General features: G+C 64.0%; 12 protein-coding genes. 8 read left to right on the forward strand and 4 right to left on the reverse strand.

Going from position 1 to position 14,350, the window contains the following annotated elements; genetic code table 11:
- Positions 1–50 precede the first annotated feature (50 nt).
- Both HNP49_RS04950 and HNP49_RS04955 read left to right on the forward strand, forming a co-directional pair.
- Positions 51–599 carry a cupin domain-containing protein gene (locus tag HNP49_RS04950; RefSeq protein WP_184681075.1) on the forward strand — a complete coding sequence of 183 codons (549 nt, stop codon included), beginning with the start codon at positions 51–53 and terminating at the stop codon, positions 597–599.
- 131 nt (positions 600–730) lie between these two features.
- Positions 731–1,156, forward strand: coding sequence for a cytochrome c5 family protein (locus HNP49_RS04955; RefSeq protein ID WP_184681076.1), 426 nt, complete (start codon positions 731–733; stop codon positions 1,154–1,156).
- A 126-nt stretch (positions 1,157–1,282) separates the two neighbouring features.
- Here the strand turns inward: HNP49_RS04955 and rep are convergent, their stop codons facing one another.
- The gene (rep, locus tag HNP49_RS04960) at positions 1,283–3,292 is read right to left on the reverse strand and encodes a DNA helicase Rep (RefSeq protein ID WP_184681077.1); all 2,010 of its coding nucleotides are present in this window, start codon (positions 3,290–3,292) and stop codon (positions 1,283–1,285) included.
- Positions 3,293–3,576: 284 nt separating this feature from the next.
- Between rep and HNP49_RS04965 the strand changes: the two genes are divergently transcribed.
- Positions 3,577–5,241, forward strand: a complete 1,665-nt coding sequence (locus tag HNP49_RS04965; RefSeq protein WP_260407045.1) for a bifunctional diguanylate cyclase/phosphodiesterase — start codon at positions 3,577–3,579, stop codon at positions 5,239–5,241.
- 6 nt (positions 5,242–5,247) lie between these two features.
- Here the strand turns inward: HNP49_RS04965 and HNP49_RS04970 are convergent, their stop codons facing one another.
- A complete protein-coding gene (locus HNP49_RS04970; RefSeq protein WP_184681078.1) occupies positions 5,248–6,642 on the reverse strand; it encodes a NorM family multidrug efflux MATE transporter in 1,395 nt (464 codons plus the stop codon).
- 136 nt (positions 6,643–6,778) lie between these two features.
- On the opposite strand from HNP49_RS04970, the gene HNP49_RS04975 reads away from it, so the two are divergent.
- Together HNP49_RS04975 and HNP49_RS04980 are read left to right on the forward strand one after the other, a co-directional pair.
- On the forward strand, positions 6,779–7,705 hold the full coding sequence (locus HNP49_RS04975; RefSeq protein ID WP_184681079.1) for a LysR substrate-binding domain-containing protein: 927 nt from the start codon (positions 6,779–6,781) through the stop codon (positions 7,703–7,705).
- A gap of 18 nt (positions 7,706–7,723) precedes the next feature.
- Positions 7,724–8,179: an SRPBCC family protein gene (locus tag HNP49_RS04980; RefSeq protein WP_184681081.1), complete on the forward strand. Its 456-nt coding sequence runs from the start codon at positions 7,724–7,726 to the stop codon at positions 8,177–8,179.
- Here HNP49_RS04980 and gcvA read toward each other — a convergent pair.
- Positions 8,154–9,071 (reverse strand): LysR family transcriptional regulator, encoded by a 918-nt coding sequence (gene gcvA / locus HNP49_RS04985; RefSeq protein WP_184681083.1) that lies wholly within the window; start codon positions 9,069–9,071, stop codon positions 8,154–8,156. The genes HNP49_RS04980 and gcvA overlap by 26 nt on opposite strands.
- Before the next feature lie 186 nt (positions 9,072–9,257).
- On the opposite strand from gcvA, the gene HNP49_RS04990 reads away from it, so the two are divergent.
- Positions 9,258–10,439, forward strand: a complete 1,182-nt coding sequence (locus tag HNP49_RS04990; protein WP_184681085.1) for an acyl-CoA dehydrogenase — start codon at positions 9,258–9,260, stop codon at positions 10,437–10,439.
- Between the two features lie 71 nt (positions 10,440–10,510).
- Positions 10,511–11,734, forward strand: a complete 1,224-nt coding sequence (locus HNP49_RS04995) for a CaiB/BaiF CoA-transferase family protein (RefSeq protein WP_184681088.1) — start codon at positions 10,511–10,513, stop codon at positions 11,732–11,734.
- Positions 11,735–11,806: 72 nt separating this feature from the next.
- On the opposite strand, the gene HNP49_RS05000 is transcribed toward HNP49_RS04995, so the two are convergent.
- On the reverse strand, positions 11,807–12,664 hold the full coding sequence (locus HNP49_RS05000) for a metal-dependent hydrolase (protein ID WP_184681090.1): 858 nt from the start codon (positions 12,662–12,664) through the stop codon (positions 11,807–11,809).
- A gap of 157 nt (positions 12,665–12,821) precedes the next feature.
- On the opposite strand from HNP49_RS05000, the gene HNP49_RS05005 reads away from it, so the two are divergent.
- Positions 12,822–13,856: an AraC family transcriptional regulator gene (locus HNP49_RS05005; RefSeq protein ID WP_184681092.1), complete on the forward strand. Its 1,035-nt coding sequence runs from the start codon at positions 12,822–12,824 to the stop codon at positions 13,854–13,856.
- The last annotated feature ends 494 nt before the right edge of the window (positions 13,857–14,350 follow it).

Here is a 14,350-nt window from a genome sequence, read left to right on the forward strand (position 1 = left end):
GCCAAACTACGCCGACAACAAACCGCTCCCCATTAAGGAGGACACCCGCATTGGACGTCGGCGTTCGTTTGCAAGGCATTCGCAAACTCAAAGGTCTTTCTCAGCGTGAGCTCGCCAAGCGGGCAGGCGTGACCAACAGCACCATCTCCATGATCGAGAAGAACAGCGTGAGCCCCTCGATCAGCTCGCTGAAAAAGGTGCTTTCCGGCATCCCGATGTCCCTGGTGGAATTCTTCTCCCTCGATATGGAAGAAGAGAACACCACCCAGGTGGTGTACAAGGCCGACGAACTGCTCAGCATGAGCAGCGGCGAAGTGGCCTTCAAGCTGGTCGGCAAGGCCCATCCCAACCGGGCCCTGGCCTTCCTCGACGAAACCTACCCGCCGGGCGCCGATACCGGTGAGGACATGTACAGTCACGAGGGTGAGGAAGCCGGCATGCTGATCGAGGGCAGCCTGGAGCTGACCGTGGGCAGCGAGGTGTTTCTCCTGGAGCCGGGCGACAGCTACTACTTCGACAGTGGTAAGCCGCATCGCTTCCGTAACCCGGGCGACAAACCGGCGCGACTGATCAGCGCCACCACGCCGGCGAACTTCTAAGCTGCAGATTCAATGGTCTAAGCCCCTGCGACACCTTGGGTTATTTCGGTGCCGCAGGCTTGCCGCTATACTGACGCCCGCTCGCGAGACCCGTGGTCGCGGGCGTGACCAGCCACGATGAGGGTGTAAGCGTGAACCTGATTAAAAAAATGCTGGCAGCCAATGCTGCCGTGTTGGCCCTGTGGGCTGTTAACGCCCAGGCCGATAACGATGCGGCGGTAATTGCCGAGCGTCTGAAGCCGGTTGGCCAAGTCTGTGTGCAGGGCGAAGAGTGCAAGGGCGTTGGCGCTGTTGCCGCTGCCGCCGGCGGTGGTGCCAAGTCTCCGGACGACGTGATCGCTGCCCACTGTGGTGCCTGCCATACGCCTGGCGTGCTGGGCGCACCGAAAATTGGCGATGCCGCGGCCTGGAAAGCCCGTGCCAGTGCCAAGGGCGGTGTCGACGGCCTGCTGAAATCGGCCATCGCCGGTCTCAATGCCATGCCGCCGAAAGGCACCTGCGCCACCTGCTCGGACGACGAGCTGAAGGGCGCCATCAAGAAGATGTCCGGTCTGTAAGATCGCTCTTCGCTTAAAAGCCGCCTACGGGCGGCTTTTTTGTGGCCGACCATCCCTGACGGCCGCCCTTCGGGCCGTCGCCCGGAGGCGACGTCAGAAATGGCTCCAGACCATTTCTTATGCCTGCTATTTTTTCAGCATCGCGCGGATATCAGCCAGCGCCGACTTGCCGGTGGCGGCCTTGACCTCCTGGGGGGCGTCCTCGAGGTTTTCCCACTGCAGGTCTTCGGGCGGCAGCTCGTCGAGGAAGCGGCTGGGCGTGCACTCGATGATCTCGCCATATTGCTTGCGCTTGGCGGCGAAGGTGATGGCCAGGTTCTGCCGCGCGCGGGTGATGCCCACATAGGCCAGGCGGCGTTCTTCCTCGACCGTATCGGCCTCGATGCTGGAGCGGTGCGGGAGGATTTCTTCCTCCATGCCCATGATGAACACGTAGGGGAACTCCAGGCCCTTGCTGGCATGCAGGGTCATCATCTGCACGCCCTCGGCGCCGTCCTCTTCTTCCTGCTGGCGCTCCAGCATGTCGCGCAGCACCAGCTTGCCGATGGCGTCCTCGACGGTCATGCCGCCGTCCTCGTCCTTCTCCAGGGTGTTCTTCAGCGCATCGATGAGGAACCAGACGTTGCCCATGCGGAAGTCCGCGGCCTTGTCGCTGGAGCTGTTGGTGCGGATCCAGTTCTCGTAGTCGATGTCCATCACCATGCTGCGCAGCGCGGCGATCGGGTCGTTCTGCGCGCACTGCTGACGCAGGTTGTCCATGTAGCGTTTGAAGCGCGACAGACGCTCGGTATAGCGGTTGTCCAGATGCTCGGACAGGCCCAGCTCGTCGCAGGCGGCGTACATGCTGATCTTGCGCTCGGTGGCATAGTTGCCGAGTTTTTCCAGGGTGGTCGAGCCAATCTCCCGGCGCGGCACGTTGATCACGCGAAGGAAGGCGTTGTCGTCGTCCGGGTTGACCAGCAGGCGGAAGTAGCTCATCAGGTCCTTCACCTCCTGACGGGCGAAGAAGCTGGTGCCGCCGGACAGGCGATAGGGAATCTGGTGGTGCTGCAGTTTCAGCTCCATCAGCTTGGCCTGGTAGTTGCCGCGGTAGAGGATGGCGAACTCGCTGTACGGGCGCTGGGTGCGCAGGTGCAGGGTGAGGATTTCCAGGGCGATGCGTTCGGCCTCGGCTTCCTCGTTGCGGCAGCGGATGATGCGGATCGGGTCGCCGTGGCCCATCTCCGACCACAGCTGTTTCTCGAACACGTGCGGGTTGTTGGCGATGAGGATGTTGGCGCACTTGAGGATGCGGCTGGTGGAGCGGTAGTTCTGCTCCAGCATCACCACCTTCAGCGAGGGGAAGTCCTCCTTCAACTGCATCAGGTTTTCCGGGCGTGCGCCGCGCCAGGCGTAGATCGACTGGTCGTCGTCGCCGACCACGGTGAACTGGGCGCGGTCCTGCACCAGCATCTTCACCAGCAGGTACTGGCTGGCGTTGGTGTCCTGGTATTCGTCGACCAGCATGTAGCGCACGCGGAACTGCCATTTTTCCAGGATGTCCGGGTGCTCCTGGAACAGCTTCACCGGCAGCAGGATCAGGTCGTCGAAATCTACCGCGTTGTACGCCTTGAGCGTGCGCTGGTAGTGCAGGTAGACGATGGCGGCGGTCTGCTCCTTGGGGTTGCGCGCCTTGGCCAGCGCCTCGTCGGGCAGGATCAGATCGTTCTTCCAGCCGCCGATGTAGTTCTTGATCTCGTCCACACCGTCATCGCCGGAATATTCCTTCTGCATGATGTCGGTGAGCAGCGATTTGATGTCGCCCTCGTCGAAGATCGAGAAACCGGGCTTGTAGCCGAGGCGCGCATGTTCCTTGCGGATGATGTTCAGGCCCAGGTTGTGGAAGGTCGACACCGTCAGGCCCTTGCCCTCGCTGCCCCGCAGCAGGCTGCTGACGCGTTCCTTCATCTCCCGCGCGGCCTTGTTGGTGAAGGTCACCGCGACGATGTTCTGCGCCCGGATACCGCACTGCTGGATCAGGTAGGCGATCTTGCGGGTGATCACGCTGGTCTTGCCGGAGCCGGCGCCGGCGAGCACCAGCATGGGGCCGCCGATGTAGTTCACGGCTTCCTGCTGGCGGGGGTTGAGACGGGACATGGACATGGGCTGCAAGGAAACGGAGCGGCATTTTAGCAGGGCCTGAGTGTTGTGCCGGCGCATTACTGTGGATGTGACCAAATGCAGAGTGCGATGCACTTGGCTTGGCAAGTCACAATAAATCAGTACCCTTAGCTGACGATCGGTCATTGTCTGACGAGAGCGTGGGCTGCAGAGTCGGCGACGTGTCAGGCAGGACCCACAGGGATAAGTGCACGTATAACGCCTGGAGGGCTTTAGCAGTCGCGGCTCAATGCCGTGTAGAGGTTGGCCGGGGAGGTCATTTGCGCGCGTTTTTCGAACCCATGCGCTTGTTGTTGCTGGCAGATTCGCCCACCTGGGCCGAGCTGCTGCGTGAGCGTCTGGAGCAGCTGGACGCCGCTGCAGCCCTGATCACCGCGCCCTCCTGGTCCGCCGCCAGCGGCCTGTTCGATGAACAGCCCGGCACGCTGGTACTGGCCACGCCTGGCTGCCTGCCGGCGCCGGGCTGCTGTCCCTTCCCGCTGATCCTGCTGCTGGAAGACGAACCCGAACAACGCCCCGAAGGTGTCAGCGACTGGCTCAGCCGCACCGAGCTGAGCCCGGCCATGCTGCGCCGCACCCTGCGCCATGCCACCGACTATGCCGCCCTGCAGGGTGCCGTGCAGCGTCTGGCCGAGCAGGATGCGCTGACCGGTATCGCCAATCGCCAGGGCTTCCAGACCCTGCTGGCCGCACGCCTGGCCGAGTTTGCCGGTCATGGTCTGGCCCTCGGTCACCTCGATCTGGACAACTTCAAGCACGTCAACGACGCCCTCGGCCATCAGGGCGGCGATCGCCTGATCCTGCAGGTGGTGGCGCGCCTGCGCGGCCAGTTGGAGGGCGGCGATATTCTTGCGCGTCTGGGCAGCGACGAATTTGCCCTGCTGCTGGATACCCGCCGCGACAGTTCGCGGGCGGAAAAACTGGCCGAGCGCATCACCGAAGTGCTGGCCGAGCCCTATTGGGTGGATGGCGAAAGCCTGCTGCTCGGCTGCAGCCTGGGCCTGGCCCATGCGCGCAGCGGCGATGACGCCGATCCGCTGCTGTGGCACGCGCACATCGCCATGCAGCAGGCCAAGAGCCAGCAGGGCTGCACCTTCCATGTCTACGACGAACGTATCAACCGCAGTGCACGCTGCCTGGCCGATCTGGAAAGCGAGCTGCGCCGTGCCCTGCGTCGCGACGAGCTTGAGCTGCACTACCAGCCGCGGCTGAGCCTCAAGACCGGCGAGATCGTCGGGCTGGAAGCGCTGGTGCGCTGGAATCACCGCGAGCGCGGGCTGCTCACGCCCAACGAATTCGTGCCGCTGGCCGAAGAAAGCGGGCTGATCGTGCCGCTTGGCTACTGGGTGATCAGCCGTGCCCTGCGCGACATGCAGTGGCTGCGCGGTCGCGGTCTGCCGGACCTGCACATGGCGGTGAACCTGTCGTTCCGCCAGTTCCAGGACAGCCAGCTGTTGGCGACCCTGCAGCGCCTGATCGACGAACGCGGCGTGGACGGTCACTGGCTGGAGTTCGAGCTGACCGAAACCGCGGTGATGCGCCGCAGCGATCAGGTGCGTCTGACCATGGATGCCCTGAGCGAACTGGGCGTGCGCTTCTCCCTGGACGATTTTGGCACCGGGTTCTCGTCCTTCGTGCATCTGTCCAGCCTGCCGATCACCCTTCTGAAGATCGACAAGAGCTTCGTTGCCGAGATGCACCAGCGCGGCGATGGCCCGCAACTGGTCAAGGCCATGGTCAACATGGCGCACAACCTTCACCTCGAAGTGGTGGCCGAAGGGGTCGAAGAGCCGGAGCAATTGCGCCAGCTGCGCGAGTTCGGCTGCGACCAGGTGCAGGGCTACCTGATCAGCAAGCCGTTACCGCTCACCGAACTGGCGCGCTTTCTGGTCTTTGGCCAGCGTCAGGCATTGCTGGCTGATTAACTGCAGTTAATCCTCGCCGCCCAGGCATACCCGCTGAGTCACCGGTAAGGGTTGCAGGTGGCGCCCGGTGCGCCACTCGAAGGCGGCGATCAGGCCGCAGGCCGCGCAGGCCAGACCGATGGCCAGCCCCCACCACACCCCGGCGGCGCCCCAGTCCAGCGGCATGGCCAGGATCCAGGCGGTCGGGGCGCCGATGCCCCAGTAGCAGAGCAGGCCCACGTAGAAGGTGGTGCGTGCGTCCTTGAGGCCGCGGATGGCGCCCATGGCAATGGTCTGCAGGCCATCGAACAGCTCGAACCAGGCGGCGATGGCCAGCAGGCTGACCGCCAGCTCGATCACCGCACGGTGCTGGGCATCCTCGGCATCGAGGAATAGTTCGATCACCCAGTGCGGCGCCAGCCAGAACAGCAGGGCGAAGCCGAGCATGCACAGCGCGCCCAGGCCGATGGCCAGCCGCCCGGTCTGGCGTGCCTCCTGCCAGCGGCCGGCGCCATAGTGCTGGCCGATGCGAAAGCTCGCCGCGTAGGAAATGCCGACCGGCACCATGAAGGCCACATACACCGCCTGGATGGCGATCTGGTGCGCCGCCAGTTCCGTGCTGCCCAGGGCGCCCATGCACAGCGCGGCGACGAAGAACAAACCGGACTCGACGATGTAGGTGCCGCCGATCGGCAGGCCCAGGCGCAGGTTCTCGCGGATATCTGTCCAGCGTACGGCGAACAGGCCGGGCAGCAGCGGCCAGGGCCGGTAGAATGGCTGCCGGCGCAGGTACAAAGCCAGCAGCAGCGCCATGGCCGTCTGCACCAGCGCGGTGACCAGACCGATGCCGGCCAGACCGATCTTCGGCAGGCCGAACAGGCCGTGAATCAGCACATAGTTGAGGACGAAGTTGGCCGCCGCGCCGCCCAGGCTGATGGCCAGCACCGGCCCCGGCTTGCCCAGCGCACTGGTGAAGCCGCGCAGGCTCATGAACAGCAGGTAGCCGGGCAGGGCGAATCCCAGGGTCTGCAGGAACTGCATGGCGCCGACGATATTGGCCTCGTCCTGCCCGGCCAGACGCAGAAAGGGCGCCGCGTTCCACAGCAGCAGCATCGACAGCAGGGCCAGCGCCAGTGCCACCCAGATGCCGGCCTGGGTCATCAGCCGCACGCCTTGCGCATCGCCGGCGCCATGGCGGATGGCAACCAGGTTGCCCACTGCGGCGGTGACGCCGACGCAGAAGATCGATACCAGGTTGTAGGCCGCCGCGCCCAGGCCCCCGGCGGCCAGCGCCTCGGGGCCGAGCTTGCCCATCATCACGGTGTCGGTGAACACCATCAGTACGTGGGCCAGCTGCGCGGCGATCAGTGGGCCGGCCAGGCGCAGCAGGGCGAAGAGTTCGGCGCGGGTCGCTTGTGGCATGAGTCAGACTCGGGAAAGCAAATTGGCGATACGGTCAGCATTGACCGAGAATGACTCTATTCTCCTGGCGCCTGAGCAGGCTGCACAAAAGGAAAGAACTGATGTCTGGTATGACTAAAACTCATGGATTTGAAACATGAGCGAACGCCTGCCGCCGCTTTATGCGTTGCGCGCCTTCGAGGCGGCGGCGCGGCACCTGTCCTTTACCCGTGCAGCTGCCGAGCTGGCCATTACCCAGAGCGCGGTCAGCCGGCATATCCGCACCCTGGAGGCCGACTTCGGCTGTCGCCTGTTCGAGCGCGAAGGGCGCGGTCTGCGCCTGACCGAGCCCGGCCGGCTGCTGTTGCCCGGTTTGCAGCAGGGCTTTGCCGCGTTGGAAAGCGCCTGTGCCAGCCTGCGCAGCGAGGAGGGGGTGTTGCGCCTGAAGGCGCCCTCGACCCTGACCATGCGCTGGCTGCTCGCCCGGTTGTCGCGCCTGCGTCTGCAGCAGCCGGATTTCGAGGTGCAGCTGACCGCGGCGTGGATGGATGTCGACAAGGTCGACTTCGAGCGTGAGCCCTTCGACTGCGCGGTACTGCTCAATGACGGGCAGTTTCCGCCGGACTGGGAGGTGTGCAAGCTGTTCGAGGAGTGGCTGATTCCGGTTTGTGCGCCGGAGGATGCGGCGACCGGCCCGTGGGATCTGGCGCGTCTGCAGCAGGCCGAACAGTTGCACCCGACGCCGGACCGCCGCGATTGGCGCCAGTGGCTGGCGGCCATGGGCCTCGCCGAGCAGGTGCCGCTCAAGGCCGGTCAGGTGTTCGACATGCTGGAACTGGGCATCGTTGCCGCCGCACGCGGCTACGGGGTGTCGATCGGCGATCTGGCGCTTGTGGCCGAGGATGTTGGCGCGGGACGCCTTGGCCTGCCCTGGCCCAGCGCGGTATTCAGTGGTTGCAGCTACTATCTGGTCTGGCCGAAGGCCCGGCGTGGCCAGGAACGCTTTCATGTCTTGCGCGATTATCTGCAGCAAGAGGTGGCGGCCCTGCAGTTGCCGCCGGTCGAGCGCGTCCCAATCCAATAAGAAGAATAAGGAATCACCATGCCTGCACAGATGCAGCACAGCATCGATATCGCCCGTAGCCCGGCCGAGGTCTATGCCTTCATCACTCAGCCGTGGCACTGGCACCACTGGCACCCCAGCTCGCGCTCGGCCAAGGCGCAGGTCAGTGAGCTGGCGGTGGGGGACAGCTTCGACGAAGAGATTGTTGTGCAGCCGCTGGCGCCTCTGCCGCCGAGTCTGCACCGTGAAACGCACTATCAGGTGCTGGCCGCCGCGCCGGGGCAGCACTGGCTGTGCCGTGGGCAGATGCGCGACGGCTGGCTGGAGATTCGTTACCAGCTGCAGCCCTCGGTGGTCGGTACCCGCCTGACGCGCACCCTGACCTTCGATGTCGGTGGTATCACCCGGCTGATGATGCCGCTGTTGCGGCGGCGTCAGCGCGTGCTGTCGCCTGTGGCGCTGAGCAATCTCAAGACCTTGCTTGAGGCCCGCTAGCGGCGCGGTAGCGCTCGGCGGTATTCAGCAGCCAGTCGCGGAAGGCGCGCAGGGCGGCGGATTCGGCCTTGCGCTCGGGAATCACCAGGTAATAGCCCTTGTCGTTCTCGGCGCTGACCGGCAGCGGGCAGACCAGCCGGCCTTCGGCCAGCTCGCGCTCGATCATGAAGGGCGGAATGAGCGCCGCGCCCATGCCCTCGCCGGCGGCCATGGCCAGCATGGAAAAGAGCTCCAGGCGCGGGCCGTTCAGGTCGTGGCCGACATTCAGGCCCTGGCTGGCGAACCACTGGCGCCAGGCATAGGGGCGGGTGCTCTGTTGCAGCAGCGGTAGTTGCGCCAGTTCGGCGGCGGTCAGCGTGCTGCGGCCCTGCAGCAGGGCCGGGCTGCACACCGGCTGGGCATTCTCGGCCATCAGAAAATGCGCCTGACTGCCGGGCCAGTCGGCATCACCGTAATAGATGGCGGCGTCGAAGTCGGTCTCGGCGAAGAGGAAGGGGCGGGTGCGGCTGGACAGGTTGACCGTCACACCGGGGTGCTGGCGCTGGAACTCGCCCAGGCGCGGCAGCAGCCACTGGGTGCCGAAGGTCGGCACCACCGCCAGCTCCAGGGTCTGCGCACTCTGCTGGCCCATCACCGCCAGGGTGTCGCGCTCCACCGCATCCAGCTGCAGGGCCACACGCCGGCTGTAGGCCAGGCCGGCCTCGGTGAGCTTGACTCCGCGCCGCGAGCGGCGGAACAGCTCGACGCCGAGAAACTCCTCGAGGCTGGCGATCTGCCGGCAGATGGCGCTCTGGGTCAGCAGCAGTTCATCGGCCGCGCGGGTGAAGCTCTGGTGGCGGGCCGCCGACTCGAAGGCAATCAGCGCGGCGGTGCTGGGGATCTTTCGGCGCATAAGTGCACTGTGCTCACATTAATTTATAAATTATCGCCATATAGGCTATTTCGAAGTGAGTTATTTGCACAAGTGAGTGCGAATAACTCGTTTGCCGGATGGGCAAAGCGGGCCTAGGATCAATCCCACGCCAACCGAGAGCAGATCGACACTGCTCCTGTCGCAACCCACACCGAGGATTTCTTCATGGCCGGCAAAGCACAATTCAACTGGGAAGACCCGCTGCTGCTCGATCAGCAACTCACTGAAGAAGAGCGCATGGTGCGTGACAGCGCCCAGCAGTTCGCTGCCGACAAGTTGAAGCCGCGCGTGCAGCTGGCCTTCCGCAACGAGCAGACCGATCCGAAGATCTTCCGCGAAATGGGCGAGACCGGCCTGCTCGGCGCGACCATCCCGGAAATCTACGGCGGCAGCGGCCTGAACTATGTGTGCTACGGCCTGATCGCCCGCGAAGTGGAGCGCATCGACTCCGGCTACCGCTCGATGATGAGCGTACAGTCCTCCCTGGTGATGGTGCCGATCAACGAATTCGGCAACGAAGCCACCAAGCAGAAGTACCTGCCCAAGCTGGCCAGCGGCGAATACATCGGCTGCTTCGGTCTGACCGAGCCGGACCACGGCTCCGATCCGGGTTCGATGATCACCCGCGCCAAGAAGGTCGAGGGCGGCTATCGCCTGACCGGCGCCAAGATGTGGATCACCAACAGCCCAATCGCTGACGTGTTCGTGGTCTGGGCCAAGGATGACGCCGGCGAAATCCGCGGCTTCGTGCTGGAGAAAGGCTGGGAAGGCCTGTCCGCCCCGGCCATTCACGGCAAGGTCGGCCTGCGCGCCTCGATCACCGGCGAAATCGTCATGGACAACGTGTTCTGTCCGGAAGAAAACGCCTTCCCGGACGTGCGCGGCCTGAAAGGACCGTTCACCTGCCTGAACTCCGCCCGCTATGGCATCAGCTGGGGTGCCCTGGGCGCCGCCGAGGATTGCTGGCACACCGCCCGCCAGTACACCCTGGACCGCAAGCAGTTTGGCCGCCCGCTGGCGCAGACCCAGCTGATCCAGAAGAAGCTGGCCGACATGCAGACCGAAATCACCCTGGCCCTGCAAGGCTGCCTGCGTCTGGGCCGCATGAAGGACGAAGGCACTGCCGCGGTGGAAATCACCTCCATCATGAAGCGCAACAGCTGCGGCAAGTCCCTGGAGATCGCCCGCATGGCGCGTGACATGCTCGGTGGCAACGGTATCAGCGACGAGTACGGCGTGGCCCGCCACCTGGTCAACCTGGAAGTGGTCAATACCTACGAGGGTACCCACGACGTCCACGCGCTGATCCTCGGTCGCGCCCAGACCGGCCTGCAGGCTTTCTACTAAGCCTGCCTGCGGCGGGGTCGTCCGGCCCCGCCCGTTGTTATCCCGCTGCCTTGTTTAATGGAGGTTCCGTCATGTCCGGTGCGCTCTCGCATATCCGCGTCCTCGATTTGTCCCGCGTGCTGGCTGGCCCCTGGGCCGGGCAGACCCTGGCCGATCTCGGCGCCGAGGTGATCAAGGTCGAGCGTCCCGGCAGCGGCGACGATACCCGCCACTGGGGTCCGCCCTACGTGAAAGACGCGCAGGGTAACGACACCCGCGAGGCGGCCTACTTCCAGAGCGCCAACCGCAACAAGCAGTCGCTGACCGTGGACTTCACCCAGGCCGAGGGTCAGCGCCTGATCCGCGAGCTGGCGGCGCGGTGCGACGTGGTGCTGGAGAACTTCAAGGTCGGTGGCCTCAAGGCCTACGGTCTCGATTACGAATCGCTGAAAGCGGTGAACCCGCGACTGATCTACTGCTCCATCACCGGCTTCGGGCAGGACGGGCCCTACGCCAAGCGAGCAGGCTACGACTTCATGATCCAGGGTCTCGGAGGCTTGATGAGCCTCACCGGGCGCCCGGAAGGTGAAGCGGGCGCCGGCCCCATGAAGGTCGGCGTGGCGCTCACCGATATCCTCACCGGGCTATACGCCACGGTCGGGGTGCTGGCCGCGCTCAACCAGCGCGAACAGTCGGGTCTGGGCCAGCATATCGATGTGGCCCTGCTCGACGTGCAGGTGGCCTGCCTGGCCAACCAGGCCATGAATTACCTGTGCACCGGACGCTCGCCCAAGCGCCTGGGCAATGCCCACCCGAACATCGTGCCCTACCAGGATTTCCCCAGCGCCGATGGCGATTTCATCCTGGCGGTGGGCAACGACAGTCAGTTCGGCAAGTTTTGCGAGGTTGCCGGCCTTACGGCTTTGGCCGGTGACTCGCGCTTTTCCACCAACAAGGCTCGCGTGGCCAACCGCGACGAGCTGATCCCGCTGATCCGCCAGGCCACGGTGTTCAAGACCACCGCCGAGTGGGTGCAACTGCTGGAGGCGGCCGGCGTGCCCTGCGGGCCGATCAACGACCTGGCCCAGGTCTTCGCCGACCCCCAGGTGCAGGCCCGTGGCCTGCGCGTGGACATGCCCAACAGCTACGGCGGCGTCACCCCGCAGGTGGCCAGTCCGCTGCGCCTGTCGGCGACGCCGGTGCAATACCGCAACGCGCCACCGACCCTGGGCGAGCATACCGCCGAGGTGCTGCAGCGCCTGCTGGGGCTGGATAGCGCCGCTCAGGCTCAGTTGCGTGAGCAGGGCGTGATCTGATTCGACGAGTCAAACGGGGCGGATCGTGCTGCACAATGGCTTGCGCCAGCACGGTTCGCCCCGTTTCCTTTTTCAAGCCGTCGCGCTCGCTGCCGCATTGCTCGGTTGCGGCAGGATTTCCTTCCAGCGCGCGATCATCGAGCTGTTGTCTTCCTGCCAGGGGTGAAAGCCCGGACGGAAGTACTGCAGGTAGTCCGGAATCACCCCGCTGACGATGCCGTTCCAGCCGAACAGGCGCCACAGGCCACGGGCCAGCACCTTCGGGTTGGTATGCAGGCCGTCGGCCTTGAGGAAAGCCCAGGTGTAGCGCACGCAGTAGCCGAGCAGGCCGGTGGAGCCGGCCAGCAGCAGGCGCACTCGCCCCCAGTAGCTGCCGACCACGTCCTGATAAAGGTCGAAGGCCACAGCCTTGTGCTCGATCTCCTCGATGGCATGCCAGACCCACAGCGCGCGTACCGATGGATCCAGGCCTTCGATCAACCTGGGGTCGCGCAGCATGCGCTGGGCGAGGATGGCGGTGATGTGCTCCAGGCCCGCGGTGGCGCCCAGCATCTGCTTGGGCGTGAGCATCGTGCGGGCGCGGGTGAGGAGGAAGCGGGTCAGCTTCAGCGCAGGCTCTATCACCGGGCCATAGCCCTGGCCTTCGAGCATCTGATTGAAGGTCTCGTGCTCCTTGGAGTGCATTGCCTCCTGGCCGATGAAGCCGGAGATTTCCTTCTGCCGGACCTTGTCCTCGACGCGATCGCGCAGGGCGCGCACCGAGTCGACGAAGAAGCGCTCGCCATCCGGGAAGGTCAGCGACAGGGCATTGAGGAAGTGAGTGCACACCGGGTCGTTCAACGCCCAGTAGCGGGGGATATCGGTGAACGCGAAGTCCATGCGCCGTACGCTGATATCGACCTGGGCAGGCTTCTGGTGATTACGGGCCATCTACGGACTCTCCTTTCGGCCGGTGAGCGGCCGCGCTGCTGCTGCTTATATCTGTCTGCCCCCGAAGCGTTGGGGAGTGCTTTGTGCGCTGCAGTGTGGCGCGCCTTGTATGGGCTGTCTGGTCGGAGGAGGTCTAACTTTGGTGGAAACGGGCCAGATGCCGGTGCAGGAAGCCTTTCAGGGTGTGCCGGGCATCTATCTATTGCTGCTGTGCGATGTGGTCCGGCGTCTCGGACATGATGAGCAGCAGGTGATCGAGGGGTTGGGGGTGACGCGCGCCGGCCTGCTGCAGCCGGATAGTCGCATATCCCTGCTCACCGGCTTTCAGGCGGCGCAGCGTGCCGTGGCCTTGGCTGGCGATCAGGGTTTGGGGCTGATCTATGCGCGGGCCATGAATGTCACCATGCACGGCTCGCTTGGCATGCTTGCACTGGCCAGCCCCAATATTGGCGAGGCACTGCAGGCTGCCATGCGCTTTATGGCCCTGCGCGTGCCTTTCCTGCGTGCAGAGTTGCTGCGTGGTAGTACCCAGTGGCGGATCGTCTTCAGCCCCCGCGTAGCGTTGGGTGAGCCAGAGGTGTTTGTAATGGAGGCCGTGCTGGTGGGGTTGGCTTATGTGGCGGAGCAGCTGCTGGGTCAGCCGCTGCAGGGTGGGCGCATCCATATGCCTGGCCGTCAGCCTGCTTACTGGGCGCAGTTCCGGGCGAGCCTGCCGGCGCCGATCCGGTACGAGTCGGGAGAGTGGGCGCTGCTATTGCCGGTGAGTCTGTCCGAGGCGCGGCCGCGTCTGGCCGATCCCGTTGCCGCAGGTTTTGCCCGGGAGCAGTGTGAGCAGGAATACCGGCAGTTGGTGGCGCTGCGCAGCAGCGTGCGTCAGCAAGTCGAGGAGCACTTGCGCATGAGTGATGCAGCGCAGGCGCTGCCAACCCTCGAGGAGATGGCGCTGCGTGTGCACCTGTCACCGCGCACCTTGAAGCGTCGTCTCCAGGAGCAGGGGGTGAGCTATCGCCTGCTGCTGGATGCCGAATTGCGCCAGCGCTGCTGTCGCTTGCTGGAAAGTCGCCATCTGTCTATTAGCGAAGTGGCCTGGCAGCTCGGCTTTGCCGATGTCTCCAATTTCACCCGCACCTTCCGCCGCCTCACCGGCTATCCACCGCGAGCCTGGCGAGCTGAGCAGCAGGCGGCTATATAGAAGTAACAGAGAATATTCGACTTTTTCGCTGTAGGGGGTTTACAGGGTTATTGATATCTGTAGAATGCGCCCCTCGCTGACGCGTACCTAGGTAAGCAGATGCGGCAAGTGATTGAAATAGAAAGAAATTTTCTAAATCACATTTGACAGCAACCAGGTTCGCTGTAGAATGCGCGCCTCGCTGAAGCGAAGTAGAAATCGCGAAGCGGCAAGTGACTGAAGTAGAAAGAAATTTTCGAAAAAGAGCTTGACAGGTTGAAGAGGTGCTGTAGAATGCGCGCCTCGGTTGAGACGAAAGACTTAACCAAACGCTCTTTAACAAGTTGAATCAAGCAATTCGTGTGGGTGCTTGTGATAGTAAGACTGATGATTGAAAGATTATCAGCAACACAAGTAACACTCGTGAATTCATGAGTTTATTTGCGATTGCTGAGCCAAGTTTAGGGTTTTCTCAAAACCCAAGCAGTATTGAACTGAAGAGTTTGATCATGGCT

This window comes from Pseudomonas fluvialis (assembly GCF_014207935.1).
GTDB classification, from domain to species: domain Bacteria; phylum Pseudomonadota; class Gammaproteobacteria; order Pseudomonadales; family Pseudomonadaceae; genus Aquipseudomonas; species Aquipseudomonas fluvialis_A.